This is a genomic window from Phenylobacterium sp. (genome assembly GCF_030654915.1).
Taxonomy (GTDB): domain Bacteria; phylum Pseudomonadota; class Alphaproteobacteria; order Caulobacterales; family Caulobacteraceae; genus Phenylobacterium.
The window spans coordinates 1-15,199 of the sequence record NZ_JAURWM010000197.1 but is presented as its reverse complement, the minus strand read 5'-3'; the positions used below and the strand labels follow the sequence as shown (position 1 = coordinate 15,199).

The 15,199-nt window shown below is 67.1% G+C and carries 13 protein-coding genes and 1 pseudogene; 6 read left to right on the top strand and 8 right to left on the bottom strand.

Translation table 11 applies throughout. The annotated features are described in order from the left end of the window. A pseudogene (locus Q7T84_RS10210) lies at nt 1-409 on the bottom strand (IS481 family transposase); the annotation flags it as partial. After that, the gene (locus Q7T84_RS10205; RefSeq protein ID WP_101711775.1) at nt 409-1,059 is read right to left on the bottom strand and encodes a recombinase family protein; all 651 of its coding nucleotides are present in this window, start codon (nt 1,057-1,059) and stop codon (nt 409-411) included. The gene Q7T84_RS10205 and the pseudogene Q7T84_RS10210, both read right to left, overlap by 1 nt. 257 nt (nt 1,060-1,316) lie before the next feature. Between Q7T84_RS10205 and Q7T84_RS10200 the strand changes: the two genes are divergently transcribed. From Q7T84_RS10200 to Q7T84_RS10185, 4 genes are all read left to right on the top strand, one after another. Beyond that, a complete protein-coding gene (locus Q7T84_RS10200) occupies nt 1,317-1,637 on the top strand; it encodes a Fe-Mn family superoxide dismutase (RefSeq protein ID WP_205686844.1) in 321 nt (106 codons plus the stop codon). A 424-nt stretch (nt 1,638-2,061) separates the two neighbouring features. Next, nucleotides 2,062-3,279, top strand: coding sequence for a chromate efflux transporter (chrA, locus tag Q7T84_RS10195; RefSeq protein ID WP_171012804.1), 1,218 nt, complete (start codon nt 2,062-2,064; stop codon nt 3,277-3,279). A gap of 90 nt (nt 3,280-3,369) precedes the next feature. Further along, nucleotides 3,370-4,302, top strand: coding sequence for a DUF1259 domain-containing protein (locus tag Q7T84_RS10190; RefSeq protein ID WP_304808400.1), 933 nt, complete (start codon nt 3,370-3,372; stop codon nt 4,300-4,302). A gap of 881 nt (nt 4,303-5,183) precedes the next feature. After that, the gene (locus Q7T84_RS10185; protein WP_304808398.1) at nt 5,184-7,139 is read left to right on the top strand and encodes a transglycosylase domain-containing protein; all 1,956 of its coding nucleotides are present in this window, start codon (nt 5,184-5,186) and stop codon (nt 7,137-7,139) included. Here Q7T84_RS10185 and Q7T84_RS10180 read toward each other — a convergent pair. The 4 genes from Q7T84_RS10180 to Q7T84_RS10165 form a co-directional block, all read right to left on the bottom strand. Continuing rightward, nucleotides 7,136-8,974 carry a transglycosylase domain-containing protein gene (locus Q7T84_RS10180; RefSeq protein WP_304808396.1) on the bottom strand — a complete coding sequence of 613 codons (1,839 nt, stop codon included), beginning with the start codon at nt 8,972-8,974 and terminating at the stop codon, nt 7,136-7,138. The genes Q7T84_RS10185 and Q7T84_RS10180 overlap by 4 nt on opposite strands. Before the next feature lie 104 nt (nt 8,975-9,078). Then, complete coding sequence (locus Q7T84_RS10175; RefSeq protein ID WP_304808393.1) at nt 9,079-9,816, bottom strand: M48 family metallopeptidase; 738 nt, start codon at nt 9,814-9,816, stop codon at nt 9,079-9,081. A 9-nt stretch (nt 9,817-9,825) separates the two neighbouring features. After that, on the bottom strand, nt 9,826-11,097 hold the full coding sequence (locus Q7T84_RS10170; RefSeq protein WP_304808389.1) for a polyhydroxyalkanoate depolymerase: 1,272 nt from the start codon (nt 11,095-11,097) through the stop codon (nt 9,826-9,828). A gap of 111 nt (nt 11,098-11,208) precedes the next feature. Beyond that, nucleotides 11,209-11,793: an SCO family protein gene (locus Q7T84_RS10165; protein WP_304808387.1), complete on the bottom strand. Its 585-nt coding sequence runs from the start codon at nt 11,791-11,793 to the stop codon at nt 11,209-11,211. Here Q7T84_RS10165 and Q7T84_RS10160 point away from each other — a divergent pair. Then, nucleotides 11,792-13,246, top strand: a complete 1,455-nt coding sequence (locus Q7T84_RS10160) for an ActS/PrrB/RegB family redox-sensitive histidine kinase (RefSeq protein ID WP_304808385.1) — start codon at nt 11,792-11,794, stop codon at nt 13,244-13,246. The two genes, Q7T84_RS10165 and Q7T84_RS10160, sit on opposite strands and share 2 nt — an antisense overlap. Before the next feature lie 81 nt (nt 13,247-13,327). Beyond that, nucleotides 13,328-13,885: an ActR/PrrA/RegA family redox response regulator transcription factor gene (locus tag Q7T84_RS10155; protein ID WP_304808383.1), complete on the top strand. Its 558-nt coding sequence runs from the start codon at nt 13,328-13,330 to the stop codon at nt 13,883-13,885. Between the two features lie 4 nt (nt 13,886-13,889). On the opposite strand, the gene mmcB is transcribed toward Q7T84_RS10155, so the two are convergent. Together mmcB and Q7T84_RS10145 are read right to left on the bottom strand one after the other, a co-directional pair. After that, on the bottom strand, nt 13,890-14,345 hold the full coding sequence (gene mmcB / locus Q7T84_RS10150) for a DNA repair putative endonuclease MmcB (protein ID WP_304808402.1): 456 nt from the start codon (nt 14,343-14,345) through the stop codon (nt 13,890-13,892). A gap of 60 nt (nt 14,346-14,405) precedes the next feature. Continuing rightward, complete coding sequence (locus tag Q7T84_RS10145; protein WP_304808381.1) at nt 14,406-14,933, bottom strand: lipocalin family protein; 528 nt, start codon at nt 14,931-14,933, stop codon at nt 14,406-14,408. Between the last annotated feature and the right edge of the window lie 266 nt (nt 14,934-15,199).

Genomic DNA, 15,199 nt, shown 5'->3' with positions numbered 1-15,199 from the left:
GACGCATGTGACGGTTGATGGTCGAAGCGGTCAGCTTGCCAGGTGGAAGCTTCTGCAGGCCGTCCGGGGTCTCGACCCCATGCTTCTCTAGTAATTCGAGAATGCGGACCGTTGAGAGATGTCGCCCTTTTCGGTTGGTGGTTCGCACCTTCATCGCCGCGATGATCTCGCACCAACCTTCGACTTCGGCGCCCGACAAGACCCGCGGCCGGCCACGGTCGGCGCGATGTGCATGGCGGGGATGGCCGCCCCCACGGAGCAGACGATACAGCGTAGCCCGGCTGACGCCGTAGAGCGTGCCGGTGGAGAGCAAGAGTTGCTGACGATCAGGGTGTTTGGCCGGCAAGGCGGCCAGACGCCGACGGAGCATCACCAGCGCCTCAACGGGGACGCTGGTGCTCGGCGCCATCAGCCAGCCACTTGAAGCTGGCGCGGCCGAACTGCCGCTGGCGCATCGAGTAGGGCCTGGCCCGCCGCCTTGGGCGTTCCATCGCCGTTGACGTAAACATAGAGGGTCGTGGTGGTCAGACCCAGGCGGCGGGCCACCTCCGTGGCTTTGGCCTCGCGGTCAGCCATCGCCGCCATGGCCATCATCAACGTCGCCCGGTCCATCTTGCGAGGTCGGCCGCCCATACGTCCCCTGGCCCGCGCTGCGGCCAGGCCTGCGTTGGTCCGTTCTGAGATCAGCTCGCGCTCAAACTCGGCGAAGGCCGCAAAGATGCCGAACGCCAAGCGGCCGTTGGCCGTCGTCGTATCGATCTGCGCGCCAGCTCCGGCGATGACCTTCAGGCCCACCCCGCGCGTCCGCAACTCATCGACAGTGTTGACCAGGTGGCGGAGATCTCGGCCGAGCCGGTCGAGTTTCCAGAGCACCAAGGTATTGCCAGGCTGGAGCGCCTTGAGGCAGGCCGCCAGTCCCGGCCGATCATCACGCCGGCCGGAGGCCAAATCCTCATAGATGCGGTCAGGTTCGACGCCGGCTGCGGCCATGGCGTCACGCTGCGGCGCCAACGTCTGGCTCCCGTCGGCTTTGGACACGCGAACGTAACCCACCAGCACCCGGCCGCTCCGTCAGAAAAGACAGATCGGAGGGTGCAAGCTTGCGATCATTTCCGCAACGGGTTTTCTGGTGGCGCAGGATCACTCCTGGGCCAATTGCGGCGACCGTCAGGAAACCGGCCGTTTTCCTGGGGGGTGACGCGGGCGAGCCCATTGGCGTGATTAGCGTCTCAATGACGTCTCTGGTTTCGCGCGGCGCTGAAAGGCCAGGGCAATTGTTGCTGCGATTTCGTTGAGCTGCGCGAGGAACTGTTCGCCTGGAACTCCATGGTCCTGCACGAGGTGCATTTCGAAGGCTCGGCGAACGTGGCGCGCCGGTCGCACCGCTCGCGAGCGCCATCGAACGTGACTTCGGAAGCCACGATAGCTGGGCGGCGGAGTTCGCCGGCATGGGCAAGGCGCTCGGCGGCGGTTCCGGCTGGGTTCTGCTGGCCTGGAGCGAGCGCGACCAGCGGCTTGTCCATCAGTGGGCCTCCGACCACACCCAAATCGCCGATGGCCGGCCGCTGCTTGCTTTGGACATGTACGAGCACGCCTATCACATGGACTACGGGGAGCTCACGTCGACGCCTACATGAAGGCGTTCTCCTGGGGAGGCGACAACGCGCGCTTCGCCCGCGCCGTCGCCTGATGCGCATCGATGTCGAATCGTGAGCGGCTGTGGCCCTGACGGGCTGCGCGGCGCCAATTGGACGAGCAGGCCCTTCCAATCGCGCTTGCAAGGCGGTAGCTATCGCCCACCGGGCCATCGCGGATCGCCCGGTTAGACGGCCCGGTCGTCCAAGATCCGCTCCTTGGAGCGTGCGCGTAAGGCGCGCGCAGGGGAGCGTGTGCCTTGGATTTCGGTTTGTGCGTCGAGCCCGCGTGGGCTTCTTTTTTCCTAGCAAGCGAACGTCACCGCGAAAGCCGGGTCGGTCCGCCTTGCTTGGGCGATTTCGCGAGCCATCCTTCAGCGCGGCCACGCAATCGCGCGTGCGATCTGAGCCACAGCGGAGTGATGGCATGACCGCGTCTGCCGAACTCGATATGGCTGCCGAGCCGCAGCCGCCGGCGCTGAGCTATCCGCAGCTGTTCTTACGCTTCCTGCGATTCGGGCTGATGGCCTGGGGCGGGCCGGTGGCCCAGATCGCGATGCTACGGAAGGAACTGGTCGAGGAGGAACGCTGGATTTCCAGCGCGCGCTTCAATCGCCTGCTCGCTGTCATGCAGGTTCTCCCTGGGCCAGAGGCCCATGAGCTCTGTGTTCACCTTGGCATGCGCGCCAAGGGCCGGCTCGGAGGCATGCTCGCGGGGCTGGCGTTCATGCTTCCCGGCTTCCTGCTGATGTTCGCCTTGTCCTGGCTCTACTTCGCGATGGACATCCAGTCGTCTGCGCTCGGCGCCGCCTTCCTCGGCGTGCAGGTGGGCGTCGTCGCCATGATCGTGCGAGCGGTGCACCGGATCGGCGAACATGTGCTGAACGACCGGTGGCTCTGGGGCCTGGCCCTCGGCGTCGGGTTGGCATCGCTCCTAGGCGCAAGCTTTTGGGTCGTGCTGCCCATCGCCGGGGTGGTCTATGCGCTTGCTGCATCGGGTCGGCAATCTCTGGCGCTCGTGTGCGCGTTCATCGGGGTCGCCCTAGCGACCGCCGTCATCTGGTGGTCGCCGGGCGTTCAACCGGGCGATGTGCAAGCCGTCGGCGCATCGGCTGGTCCGGTGGCTCTCTTCCTCTCCGGTCTCAAAGCCGGGTTGCTGACGTTCGGCGGAGCGTACACGGCCATCCCGTTTCTCCGGAACGACGCGGTGGGGCGGGGTTGGATGACCGACGGTCAGTTCCTCGACGGTCTGGCGCTCTCGGGCATCCTGCCGGCGCCGTTGATCATCTTCTCCACCTTCGTGGGCTACGTCGGCGGCGGCCCGATTGGCGCCCTAGCCATGACCGCCGGGATTTTCCTGCCCGCCTTTGCGTTCTCGCTGATCCTCTACGATCGTCTGGAAGCCGTCCTGGAGGTCAAGCAGCTGCACGCGCTCCTGGAGGGCGTCGCTGCCGGCGTGGTGGGCCTGATCGCCGCAACGACGCTGCAGCTCGGGCAGGCGACGGCGGAACGGGTCCCGGTGCTCTGGCCAGCCCTGGTCATCTTTGCTGGCGCGCTTGCCATCCTTTATCTTTGGAAGAGCAAGCTCAACATCGTGGCCGTGATCTTCGCCGCCGGGGCGGCGGGCTGGTTCGCCTATGGGTGAGCAAAGCCCCCCCGCGGGGTCAGACGCCAGTCTGGACGCCCACGTCCCCATAGCCGGCCCAACAAGTTGTTGACTGTCGAAACCGTGTTGATGAGCCGCAGCGCACGGGCGCTGCGGCGAACGAGGAGAATATCTATGAAGCGAATTACGCTGACGCTGACGCTCGTCGCCGGCGCCTTTTTTGGCCAAGCCGCGAGCGCGGCCCCTGACTGGGCCGCCGTGGGCCGCGCACTGGGCAAAGAGGGCGCTGTGCAGCCCGGCGGAGTCTATCGAGTCGGGATGCCGCGGACCGATCTCAAGGTGACCCTGGACGGGGTGCCGATCAGGCCTGCGCTGGCGCTCGGATCCTGGCTTGCGTTCCAGGACATGGGCGACCACGCCATGGTCATGGGCGACCTGGTTCTCACGCACGAGGAGGTGAACCCGGTCATGAAGGTTCTCGTCGAAAACGGCCTCGAAGTGACCGCGCTCCACAACCACCTTCTGCGGTCCTCGCCGGCCACGATGTACATGCACGTAGGTGGTCACGGAGATCCGGTGAAGCTTGCCGCGGCGCTGCAGAAGGCGATCACGCAAAGCAAGACCCCGATGGGGGCGGCATCCACGGTCGCGCCCGCTACGCCCGCTCCCGCGATCGACACGGCCGGCCTTGACCGCACGCTGGGCTACAAGGGCAAGGCCACGGGCGGCATCTACCAGTTCAGTGTTCCGCGCGCGGAGCCGGTTCGGGAAGCCGGCGCTGTGGTGCCCGAAGCCATGGGCTCGGCCACGGTCATCAACTTCCAGCCCACCGGCGGCGGCAAGGCCGCCATCACCGGTGACTTCGTCCTGACGTCCGACGAAGTGAACCCGGTGATCCGGGCGCTTCGGGCGAACGGCATAGAGGTCACCGCGCTCCACAACCACATGCTGGACGACGAGCCGCGACTGTTCTTCATGCATTTCTGGGCGAACGACGACGCGCTGATGCTCGGGCGCGGGCTTCGGTCGGCGCTGGATCACGTCAAGGCCGCCAAGCCATGAGGACCTGGGCCGGCATGGCGGCGACGGCGGTCTTGGCCGCCGCGCTCTCCAGCGGAGTGACTTGGGCCGTGGCGGGCAAGGATCGTGAGCCGACAGCGTTGCAGGGGGTAGGCCCGAACGGGCCACCGCTCACCATGACTGTGGCGGGGCTCCAGGCCGTTTGCGAGGTCAATGGCTCAGACCCTCGGAGCTGGTGCGCCGGCTACCTCATGGCCGCCGCCGACACGCTGCAGGCTTTCGGCGCAGGAGGGCACAAGGCCGGGACCTGTGCTGTCTCCTACCGGGTGGAGGATCTGGCGCCCCTCTACACGGGATGGGCGCGCCGATCCCCGCAGGCTGCGGATCTGCCGATGCTCGCCGGGGTCAGTCTGGCATTCCGCGAAGCCTGGCCCTGCCCCTAAGGCTTCACGGGGACACTCGGACAAGGCGCTAGGTCTCTTGCAAAGGCGCTCGCCCCGGCGTTTACGTGCGTTTCGAGGTGATACTCGTTCCGACCGATCCAGTTCAGATATCCGGCGCGCAGCGGTCGTCGGATTGCGGAGGATCGTCGCACACGCCATGGCGATCACCCGCAATGCCTCCCGCTCTGAGACGCGTCTCACCGACCGTGGGTCGGTCTCAAATAGTGCGCGTCGGTCTCAATCATTGTGATCTCAGTCTCACACAATGTGCGCCCCGGAGCGGCGAACGTCTCAGCTAATGTGCGTCGAAAGGCGTCATGAATCTCGCGTCGAGCCGTTCACTATTGCGCGTCCCTACACCTAAGGACGGGCTCGCGATCGCGCGCGTTCACATCTCGTCAATCTTGTCGCGCGTCTGGTCACGCTAAGTTATCTCTCGAGCCCCGGGCGGGGTAATCGGCGAACCTTTTAGGACGACACATGGCTAAACCAGGACCGGGCCCTCGCCGGCCGGCCCAGCGCACTCCCATACAGGCCCTCCTTTATTGGACGGCCGTGCTCGGGGTGTGGGCGCTGATCTTCGTGGCGGCCTTCTTCGCGGTCTTCGCCAGCGACCTGCCCGACACCTCGAAGCTCTATGACGTAGAGCGCCAGCCCTCGATCTCCTATCTCGACCGTTCGGGCGCGATGGTGGCCGTGCGCGGCAGCCAGTACGCGCCGCCGGTCGATCTGGACAAGCTGCCGCCCTATGTGCCGAAGGCGTTCATCGCCATCGAAGACCGGCAATTCTACTACCACTTCGGGTTCAACCCGTGGGGCATCATCCGCTCGCAGATCTACAATGTGCAGAACAAGGGCGGCCCCCTGCGCGGCGGCTCGACCATCACCCAGCAGCTGGCGCGCAATCTCTTCCTGACCACGAACCAAAACTACCGGCGCAAGGCCCAGGAGCTGATCCTGGCCGTCTGGCTGGAGGCGAAGTTCACCAAGAAGGAGATCCTCGCCCTCTATCTGAACCGGGTCTATTTCGGCGGCGGCGCCTATGGCATCGAGGCGGCCTCCCAGCGCTACTTCGGCAAGCCCGCCTCGCAATTGACTCTGGGCGAAAGCGCCCTGCTGGCCGGCATGATGAAGGGGCCGAACCGCTATTCGCCGGTCTCGGCCACCGACCGCGCCGAGCGCCGGGCCACCATCGTGCTCGACGAAATGGTCCGCACCGGCGCGATCACCCCGCAGGAACGCGACGAGGCCTTCAAGACCCCGGTCCGCGTCAACCCGACCCTGGCCAACCAGCGCGCCCAGTACTTCACCGACTATGTCGACGACCAGGTCCGCAGCCTCGTCGGCGAACCGACCGAGGACCTGGTGGTCGAGACCACGCTAGACCTGCCGATCCAAGCCGCCGCCGAGCAGGCGATGCGCAAGGGCCTGGCCGCCGGCAAGGCTCAGGGCGTCGAGCAAGGGGCGCTGGTCGCCATCGACGGCGAGGGCCGCATCCGCGCCTATGTCGGCGGCGGCGACTATACCGAGAGCCAGTTCGACCGCGCGACGACAGCAAGGCGTCAGGCCGGCTCGGCCTTCAAGCCCTTCGTCTATCTGGCCGCCATGGAGGCGGGCCGCACGCCGGCCGACATGGTGGTCGATGAGCCGATCAAGATCGGCAACTGGTCGCCGCGCAACTATACGGGCGACTTTCGCGGCCCAATGACGCTGCAGACCGCCATGTCCCAGTCGATCAACACCGTCGCCGCGCGCCTGGCCAATGACGTCGGCACCGGCAATGTGGCCGCCGCCGCCAAGCGGCTGGGCATCAATTCCCACATCCAGCTTGATCCCTCTATGGCGCTGGGCGCCGTCGAGGTGAGCCCGCTGGAGATGGCTCAGGCCTATGCGCCGTTCTCCAACGGCGGCTTCCTGGCCAAGGGCTACGGCATTCAGCGTATCCGCACCGCCAGCGGCAAGATCCTCTACGACCACAGCGTCGAGAAGAACGCCCGCCAACAGGTGATCGGCTCGCCCGCCCTGCAGTACATGAACCAGATGATGCGCCAGGTGGTCTCAAGCGGCACCGGCACGCGCGCCAAGGTCCCAGGCTTCGACCTGGCCGGTAAGACCGGCACCACCAGCGATTATCGCGACGCCTGGTTCGTCGGCTATACGGGCGGCTTCGTCACCGCCGTCTGGGTCGGCAAGGACAACAACAAGCCGATGAAGCGGGTGACCGGCGGAAACGCCCCGGCCGGCATTTGGCGTGACTTCATGTCCGCGGCTCTGCCCCGCCTGAAGGCCCAACCCATTCCAGGCGGGACGGTCGAGCCGCCCGCGCCGGCCTCCGACCCGATCGGCGACTTGGTCGACGGCATCGCCGACGCGATCGGCGGCAGCCAGCCCGCCGCTCCCGCCGACAAGGCCCCGGCCGACGACGTTCCGTTCTAGATCGGCGGGTCTTGCGGCGCCTGCGCGGGCAGTTCGGCGGGCGCCTCCAAACGCTCGTCGGCCACGGGGACCAAGACCTCGATTGGCGGCGGCTCCGCCACAGGCGCGGGCGCCCCGGCGGGGATCGCCTGGGCCGGGCCGCGCTTCAGCGCCACGGTCATGAAGCCACGCCATAGCTCGGCCGGGGCGCTGCCGCCGGTGATCCGCCCCATCGAGGCGCCGTCGTCACGGCCCATCCAGACCACCGTGGTGAAGCCGCCGCTATAGCCGGCGAACCAGGCGTCCTCGTAGTCCGAGGTGGTGCCGGTCTTCCCAGCCAGGTCATAGCCGGCGATCTTCGCCCGCCCGCCGGTGCCCGAGGCGACAGCCGTCCGCAGCATCCGGTTCATCTCACTGAGCGCGGGATTGGCGATGACCCGCACCGGCGGAGCCGCCTTGCGCTGATAGATCACCTGGCCCCCGTTGGTGCGGATCTTCTCGATGCCATAGGCCGCGACGCGCATCCCGCCGTTCGAGAACGCGGCATAGGCCTGGGTCATCTCCAGCGGAGAGACCAATGTGGTGCCCAGCGCCATGGCCGGATCGGTGTTGATCGGCGAGGCGATGCCGAGCCGGCGCGCCGTCGCCGCCACATTGGCGCGGCCGACTTCGTCGGCGGTGCGCACGGCGACCGTGTTCACCGACTGGGCGACCGCCTGTTCCAGGGTGATCTGGCCAAGGTAGCCCCCGGCATAGTTCTGCGGTGACCAATTGCCGATCGTCAGAGGCTCGTCCACCACCGCCATCTCGGGGGTGCGGCCAGCCTCCAGCGCGGTCAGATAGACGAAGGGCTTCCAGGCCGAGCCTGCCTGGCGCCGCGCGGTGACGGCGCGATTATAGGGACCGGCGGCATAGTCGGCGCCGCCGATCATCGCCCGCACTCGGCCCTGGCCGTCCAGCGCCACCAGGGCGGCCTGACCTACGGACTCGACCTTGTAGCGGGCCAGCACGGCGCGGGCGCTATCGGCGGCGGCGGTCTCCATCGCCATATCCATGGTGGTCTCGACCACCATGTCCTGCTTGGGCTGCGGCAGGATCTGGCGGCGCTGAGCGTCCAGCCAATCGACGAAATACTGGGCTGGAGCGGTGGGGGCCGAGTTCCAGACCTTCAGCGGCGCGGCCATCGCCTTGGCGCGCTCGGCTGGGGTGATCGCCCCGGTCTCGACCATGGCGTCCAGCACCAGGGCCGCGCGCTGGGCCGAAGCTTCGGGATGCTGAATGGGATTATAGTTGGTCGGCGACTTCATCACCCCGGCCAGGGTCGCGGCCTCCCGCAAGGAGAGCCGCGCGGCGGGCTTGTTGAAGTAGCGACGCGAAGCCGCCTCCAGGCCATAGGCGCCCGCGCCGTAGTAGGTTCGGCTCAGATAGAGCGCGAGGATCTGCTTCTTGGAATAGGTTCGCTCGAGCTGAATCGACCAGACCAGCTCCTTGGCCTTGCGCTCCACCGTGCGGTCGGCGTTCAGGAACAGGTTGCGGGCCAACTGCTGGGTGATGGTCGAGGCGCCCTGCGTCGCGCGCCCCTCGCTGACCCCGTCCAGGATGGCGCGGCCGATGCCCACCGGATCAAAGCCGCTGTGCGTGTAGAACCGGCGATCCTCGATGGCGATGAAGGCCGCCGGCACATAGGCCGGCAGCTTGGCCAAATCGACCGGCGGCGCATAGCGGCCGCCGCGCACGCCCAACACGGCGCCGGACCGGTCGACATAGGTCACCTGCGGGTCGCGGGTGATCGGCGGCAGGGGCGGCAGTTCGGGGGCGGCCAGCGTCAGGGACGCGGCGGCGGCGAGGACGATCACGCGGCAGGCTCCAGGGCGACGAAGGCTTCAGCGCTCATCCGTCCGGCTCCTTCTGTCGCCGGATCAGCGCTGGTCATAGATAATTCGCGGTAATCTTGAGGGGGTTAGCGCCCAAACGCGTGCAGCCGCGCGCCCTCGGCCCGCAGCCAGGCGCGATGCGGCCGCTCATCGCCGACCAGGGTCTTCACATGCCCCCAGAACCGCGGGCCGTGATTGAGCTCCAGCAGGTGGGCGCACTCGTGGGCGGCCACATAGTCGGCGACCTCGAACGGAGCCAGCGCCAGTCGCCAGGAGTAGCGGATCGCCGCCGGCTTGCCCGGCAGGCCAGGACGGCACGAGCCCCAGCGAGCTCGCGCATCCATGATCGTCACACTGGGCAGCTTGGCGCCCAGCTGGTCGCAATAGAAGGCGGTGCGCTCGGTGAACACCCGCAGCGCCTCGCGCCGAATGATCCGCACCACGGCGTTGGCGTAGACCGCGCCTTCGCCGCGCGCGGCGATCGACATCGACGACGCGTCGGTCGCTGGGTGCAGACGAGCCGGCTTGTCACTGGCCGCCAGAAGGCACGGCTCGCCGAACAGGTGGATGGTCATGCCCGGCGCCACCGCCTCGGCCTGCGGAAGTTCGGCCAGGCGCTCGGCGATCCAGGCGGCGCGGTCACGTGCGAAGGCCGCGGCCTCCGCCAATCGCCGCTGAGTCGGCGCGGTGGCGACGATCTCGCGTTTGGTGCGATCAAGCCGAAGCGAGACCCGGCGCGCACTGCGATGGACCTTGAGACGGACGACGGCGCCAGCCACTTCCAGCCGGTCGCCGTCCGCAAGCGCGCGGCCGAAAAGACTCATGACGCCAATTTAGGCTGCGTCGCGGCCCTTTTCGAGGCCTGCTTCCTGACGACGGATGAACGCACGCACGCGCGGATAGATCTCCTCGCGGAAGCGGCGACCATTGAAGACCCCGTAGTGGCCGACATGCGGCTGGACGTAGTCTTCCTTGAAGTCGTCAGAAAGCCCGGTGCAGAGCGTGTGCGCCGCCTGGGTCTGGCCGATACCGGAGATGTCGTCGTTCTCGCCCTCGACGGTCAGCAGGCCGATATCGCGGATGGAGCCGGGCTGGATGGGTCGGCCGCGGTGGACCAACTCGCCCTTCGGCAGCAGATACTGCTGGAACACATAGTCGATGGTCTGAAGATAGAATTCTTCCGGCAGGTCGAGGACCGAAAGGTACTCGTCGTAGAATTCCAGATGCTTCTCGGCGGCGTCGCCGTCGCCCTTCATCAGGTCTTCCAGGTACTGTTTGTGGGCGTCCTGGTGCTTTTCGGCGTTCATCGACATGAACGAATAAAGCTGCACGAAGCCCGGATAGACCCGCCGCCCCATGCCCGGATAGGGCGCGGGCACGGTGTCGATCATGTTCGACTTGAACCAGGCGAAGGGCTTTTCCTCCGCCAGCTTGTTGGTGACCGTCGGCGACAGGCGCGCATCGATCGGCGAGCCCATGATCGTCATCGTGCCTGGGCGGCTCTCCTCGCCGTCCTCCGCCATCAACGCGGCGGCGGCGAGCACGGCTGGGCCGGGCTGGCAAACGGCGACCACGTGCGGGCGCGGACCCAGCTGGCGCAGCATCTCGCGGACATGATCGACATAGTCGTGGAAGTCGAAGCGACCCTCCACCAACGGCACGTCGCGGGCGTTCGACCAGTCGGTGATGAACACCTCATGATCTTGCAGGAAGGCCTCGACGGTCCCGCGCAGCAGGGTCGCGTAGTGGCCCGACAGCGGGGCTACGATCAACACCGCCGGCTCCAGTTCGCGGCGCCCGGCCCGGCGCATGTCGGACATGTCGCGGGTGAAATGGGTGAGCTTGACCCACGGGCTCGACCAGACCTCGGTCTGACGCACGCGGACCGACTGTCCCTCGATCTGCACCGAATCGATGTTCCACGCCGGGCGGCCATACCGGCGCGTCAGGTTGGCGAACAGATCGGCGTTGGCGAAAATTCGCCGGCCCAGATCGCTGTCCTTGGCGGCGTTCAGCGGCGACGACCAGAAGCCGCGGGCCGCACGCGCCGCGAACCGCAGCGGGGTGGTGGCGTAGTAACTGGCCTCGTAGAGCGAGTAGAGCATCCGAGAGTCCTCTTTGCTGCAGCGCAGCATAGCACGTCGGATATTAAGAGAGTCCAGACCTAAACCGTTCCACTGCGGCGCTTGGACGCTCCGCCCGCTGACGAGGCGCCGCTAGCGCATCGCCTCGGAGACCTGGCGGGCGATCTCCTCAGGCGAGACGCCGAACGGGATCACCCGATCAAAGCGGCCCTTGGGGTCCATCAGATAGGCGGCGGTGGAATGGTCGACCAGATAGTCGGCGCCCTCGCCATTCTTCTTGAAATAGACCCGATAGGCCTTGGCGGCGGCGGCCACCTGCTCAGGTGTGCCGGTCAGGCCGATGATCCCCTTCGGGAAAGTGTCGGAGCCAAGATAGGTCTTGAGCTGGGCCGGGGTGTCGCGGGCCGGATCGAGCGAAATGAACACCACCTGCAGCTTGTCGGCCTTGGGCCCCAGTTGCTGCTGGGCCGCGGCCAGCGCCTGCAAGGTCGTCGGGCAGACGTCCGGGCAATAGGTGAAACCGAAGAACACCACGGTCCACTTGCCCTTCAGCAGCGACTCGTCGGCCGGCTTGCCGTTCTGATCGACCAGCTGGAACGGCCCCCCGACCGCGGCCGGCGCGGGAGCCTCAAAGACGCCGGTCTTCCAGGCGACCGCGCCTAGAAAGATCAGGCTTAGGACGCAGGCTGCGATCAGGATCGGAATGCGGCGGGGCATGGACTTTACCTTTGGGCTCGTCAGCGGCGGCGTTCGGGGCGATGCTCGGGGCATGATCTCCTCCATGAGGACACCGCCGCCGCCCGGTCTCGATAGGCAAAGCCCCGAACTCACGCAAGGCGTCGGAGACTGGGGGGTCGACGGCTGGGACGGCGTCAGCGAGCGCGGCGGGCGCCTGCGGATGCGCACCTTGGTCAGCCTGCGGTGGATGATCATCGCTGGGGAAGCCCTGGTCTTCCTGCTCGCCAGCCTGCTGCTGGGCTTTGCGATGCCCTACGCCCTGTGCCTGGCCGTGATCGGCGCCTCGGCCTGGGTCAATCTGCTGACTGGCGTGGCCTCTCCCGGCCAGCGGCTGATCGGAGGATGGGAGGCGGTCGCGCAGCTCAGCTTCGATATCGGCCAGATCGCGGTCCTGCTGTTCCTGACCGGAGGCACGGCTAATCCCTTCATCCTGATGCTGCTGGCCCCGGTGACCCTGGCCGCCGCCACACTGACGTCGCGGTCGGTGAGCGTCCTCGCCGGCCTGGCGATCATCGCCTCGATTCTGCTGGCCTTCGTCCACTGGCCGCTGCCGGCGATGGGCGAGGACAGCTTTGCGCCGCCGCTCACCTTCATGATCGGCTGCGCGGTCGCCAACATCGCCGGGATCATCGTCATCACCGGCACGGTGCGACAGGCGGCCGAGGAGTCCTCGCGCATGGCCCTGGCGCTCGACGTCACCCAGGCGGTGCTCGCCCGCGAACAGCGGCTCTCGGCCCTGGGCGCGCTGGCCGCCGCCGCCGCTCACGAACTGGGCACCCCGCTCGCCACCATCTCCATCGTCTCCAAGGAACTGGCCCGCGAGGCGCCGACAGCCAGCGTCAAGGAGGACGCCGACCTTTTGATCGCCCAGGCCGAGCGCTGCCGCGAGATCCTACGCCGCCTGACCGACGCCCCTGCCGAGGCCTCCGACGAGGTGCATGAGCGGATGAGCCTGCTGCAGCTCATGCACGAGGTGATCGAACCCCATGCCGACGTGAAGGGCGTGCGGGTCGAGGCGATCGTCTCGGGCGCCCCCGGCGTCGCCGCGCCCGACATCTGGCGAATGCCCGAGGTCCTGCACGCCATGACCTCCTTCGTCGAGAACGCCGTCGACTTCGCCACCTCCGAGGTGCTGATCACTGTCCGCTTCGACGCCGACACCGTTGGGATCGAGGTGCGCGACGATGGTCCCGGCTTCGCTCCGGAGGTGCTGGCCAAGCTGGGAGAGCCCTATGTGACCAGTCGCGCCGGGGTCGAAGGGGGCCGTACAGGCCATATCGGAATGGGTTTGGGCTTCTTCATCGCCAAGACCCTGCTGGAACGGACCGGGGCGATTGTGACTTTCCAGAATGGCAGGCCGCGCGGCGCTATTGTCGCCGCCCGCTGGCCGCGCAAGCGGATCGAGGTCAAGGGCGCGGACGAACAAACGTGAAGGCCCTTGCAGATACCCTGCAAGCAGCGACATGATGCCGCAGGAGGCGCATCTGCAAAACGCCCCTATCGGAGGTTGCGAATGACCGATCTCTCCGCCGATATCGCCGCCCTGCCGGACAAAAGCTTGCTTGTCCTCGACGACGACGCGCCGCTGCGCACGCGGCTCGGACGCGCCTTGGAACAACGCGGCTTCGAGCCCGTGCTGGTCGGTAGCGTCGGCGAGGCCCTGGCCGCCGTTAAGGCCCACCCCCCCGCCTATGCGGTTCTGGACATGCGGCTGGAGGACGGCACCGGCCTGAAGGTGGTCGAAGCCGTTCGCGAGGCGCGGCCTGACGCCAAGGTGATCATGCTGACCGGCTACGGCAACATCGCCACGGCCGTGGCCGCGGTGAAGTCAGGCGCGATCGACTATCTCTCCAAACCCGCCGACGCCGACGACGTGGCCCGCGCCCTGCTCGCCCGCAAGGACGAGGTTCCGGCCCCGCCGGAAAACCCGATGAGCGCCGACCGCGTGCGTTGGGAGCATATCCAGCGGGTCTATGAGCTTTGCGGCCACAACGTCTCGGAAACCGCACGGCGCCTGAACATGCACCGCCGCACCCTCCAGCGGATCCTGGCCAAACGGGCGCCGCGGTAGGGACCTACCCCTCCAACTGCGTCACCACGACGCCAGCCGCGCGCATCGCCGCCATCCGGCCGAAGGCGATGGTCAGAGCCTTGCGCCGCGCCGGCGCCAGGGGCGTCAGCGGCGCGTCACGCAGCACCGCGCCGCCGAACCCGTCGCAGACCATCAGTCCGGGGTCATCGGGCAAGATCTCACGCGGAAACTCCGGCGCCACGGCGAAGGCGAAGCTGTCGCAATAGGGCAGGTATTCATGCCACTTTCGATCGACACGGAAATCGTCCAGACCCGACTTCACCTCGACGATGGCGATCTCGCCCCGACGGCCCACGGCCATCAGGTCGGCGCGGCGCCCATTGGGCAAGGTCACCTCGGCGAGCGGCGCATAGCCGAGATCGGTCAGCAGCCGAGCGGCGCCGCGCGTGACGTTGAGGGTGATTTCCGGTCGGGTGACCGTGACGATCGTGACGTCCATGGCCAAAACCATGTTCCGGTTTCGTTCGGGAGGCAAGAGCCCTGAGGACGGCTTCTCGGCTCAGTTCCGGGCGGGTTGGGGGAATTCCAGCCGGCTGACGTCGTAACCAAGCTGCTTCACGCGCGCCATCGCCTGGGCCTTCACGCCCGCCGAAAGGGTCGGACGCTGCGACATCAGCCACATGGATCGGCCGCCGGGCGTGCCGAGGATCAGCCAGCCCTGATCGGGGCGATGGTCCAGCACCCAGTATTCCTGGCGCACCAAGCCGTTGAAGAAGGTCATTTGCAGCTTCGCGTTGGTCGAGCCGTCGAGGACCTTGGCCTTGGCCTTCCACTCGGTCACCGGCGCCGCCAACGAACCCTTGTGGCAGGCCTGCACCACCGCATAGCCGTCGCCGGCCTTCCGCCAATCGGAGGTTCCGCCTTGGCAACCGGTCTGGATCTTGTTGGGCAGGCGAGCCACCTCGTACCAGCGACCCATCATCTTGGTCAGATCAATCCGCTGCGTCGGCGCAGGCGGGGACGCAGCGAGCGCGGGAGCGGCTGTCATGACGGCGGCGGCGATGATTGCTGTGGCGAGGGCGCGCATGGTCGAAACGGATAACTGCTGTTCGATGAAATGAAAATGTCCGCGAGAATTACCCGCGGGCACATGAACGGGATGGGAATAAAATGGGGCTATTCGGCGGCGATCATAGCCCGCGCGACCATCGGCCCTTGCGGATCGCGCGCCCGTTGTCCGGACAAAATGGAAGGCGGCGCTCCGGCCTAGCCGCGGCGCCGCCTAGCCTCCGGCTATCGCCGGGACAAGCCGATATTGCGCGGCCCTATTCCGCCGCGATCGAGACGTTGGCG

Bases quoted from the DNA above. Each gene is read 5' to 3' on its own strand.
- chrA (WP_171012804.1), top strand. From the start codon at position 2,062: ATGACCGCGTCTGCCGAACTCGATATGGCTGCCGAGCCGCAGCCGCCG.
- Q7T84_RS10190 (WP_304808400.1), top strand. From the start codon at position 3,370: ATGAGCCGCAGCGCACGGGCGCTGCGGCGAACGAGGAGAATATCTATG.
- Q7T84_RS10185 (WP_304808398.1), top strand. From the start codon at position 5,184: ATGGCTAAACCAGGACCGGGCCCTCGCCGGCCGGCCCAGCGCACTCCC.
- Q7T84_RS10175 (WP_304808393.1), bottom strand. From the start codon at position 9,816: ATGAGTCTTTTCGGCCGCGCGCTTGCGGACGGCGACCGGCTGGAAGTG.
- Q7T84_RS10170 (WP_304808389.1), bottom strand. From the start codon at position 11,097: ATGCTCTACTCGCTCTACGAGGCCAGTTACTACGCCACCACCCCGCTG.
- Q7T84_RS10160 (WP_304808385.1), top strand. From the start codon at position 11,792: ATGGACTTTACCTTTGGGCTCGTCAGCGGCGGCGTTCGGGGCGATGCT.
- Q7T84_RS10165 (WP_304808387.1), bottom strand. From the start codon at position 11,793: ATGCCCCGCCGCATTCCGATCCTGATCGCAGCCTGCGTCCTAAGCCTG.
- Q7T84_RS10155 (WP_304808383.1), top strand. From the start codon at position 13,328: ATGACCGATCTCTCCGCCGATATCGCCGCCCTGCCGGACAAAAGCTTG.
- mmcB (WP_304808402.1), bottom strand. From the start codon at position 14,345: ATGGACGTCACGATCGTCACGGTCACCCGACCGGAAATCACCCTCAAC.
- Q7T84_RS10145 (WP_304808381.1), bottom strand. From the start codon at position 14,933: ATGCGCGCCCTCGCCACAGCAATCATCGCCGCCGCCGTCATGACAGCC.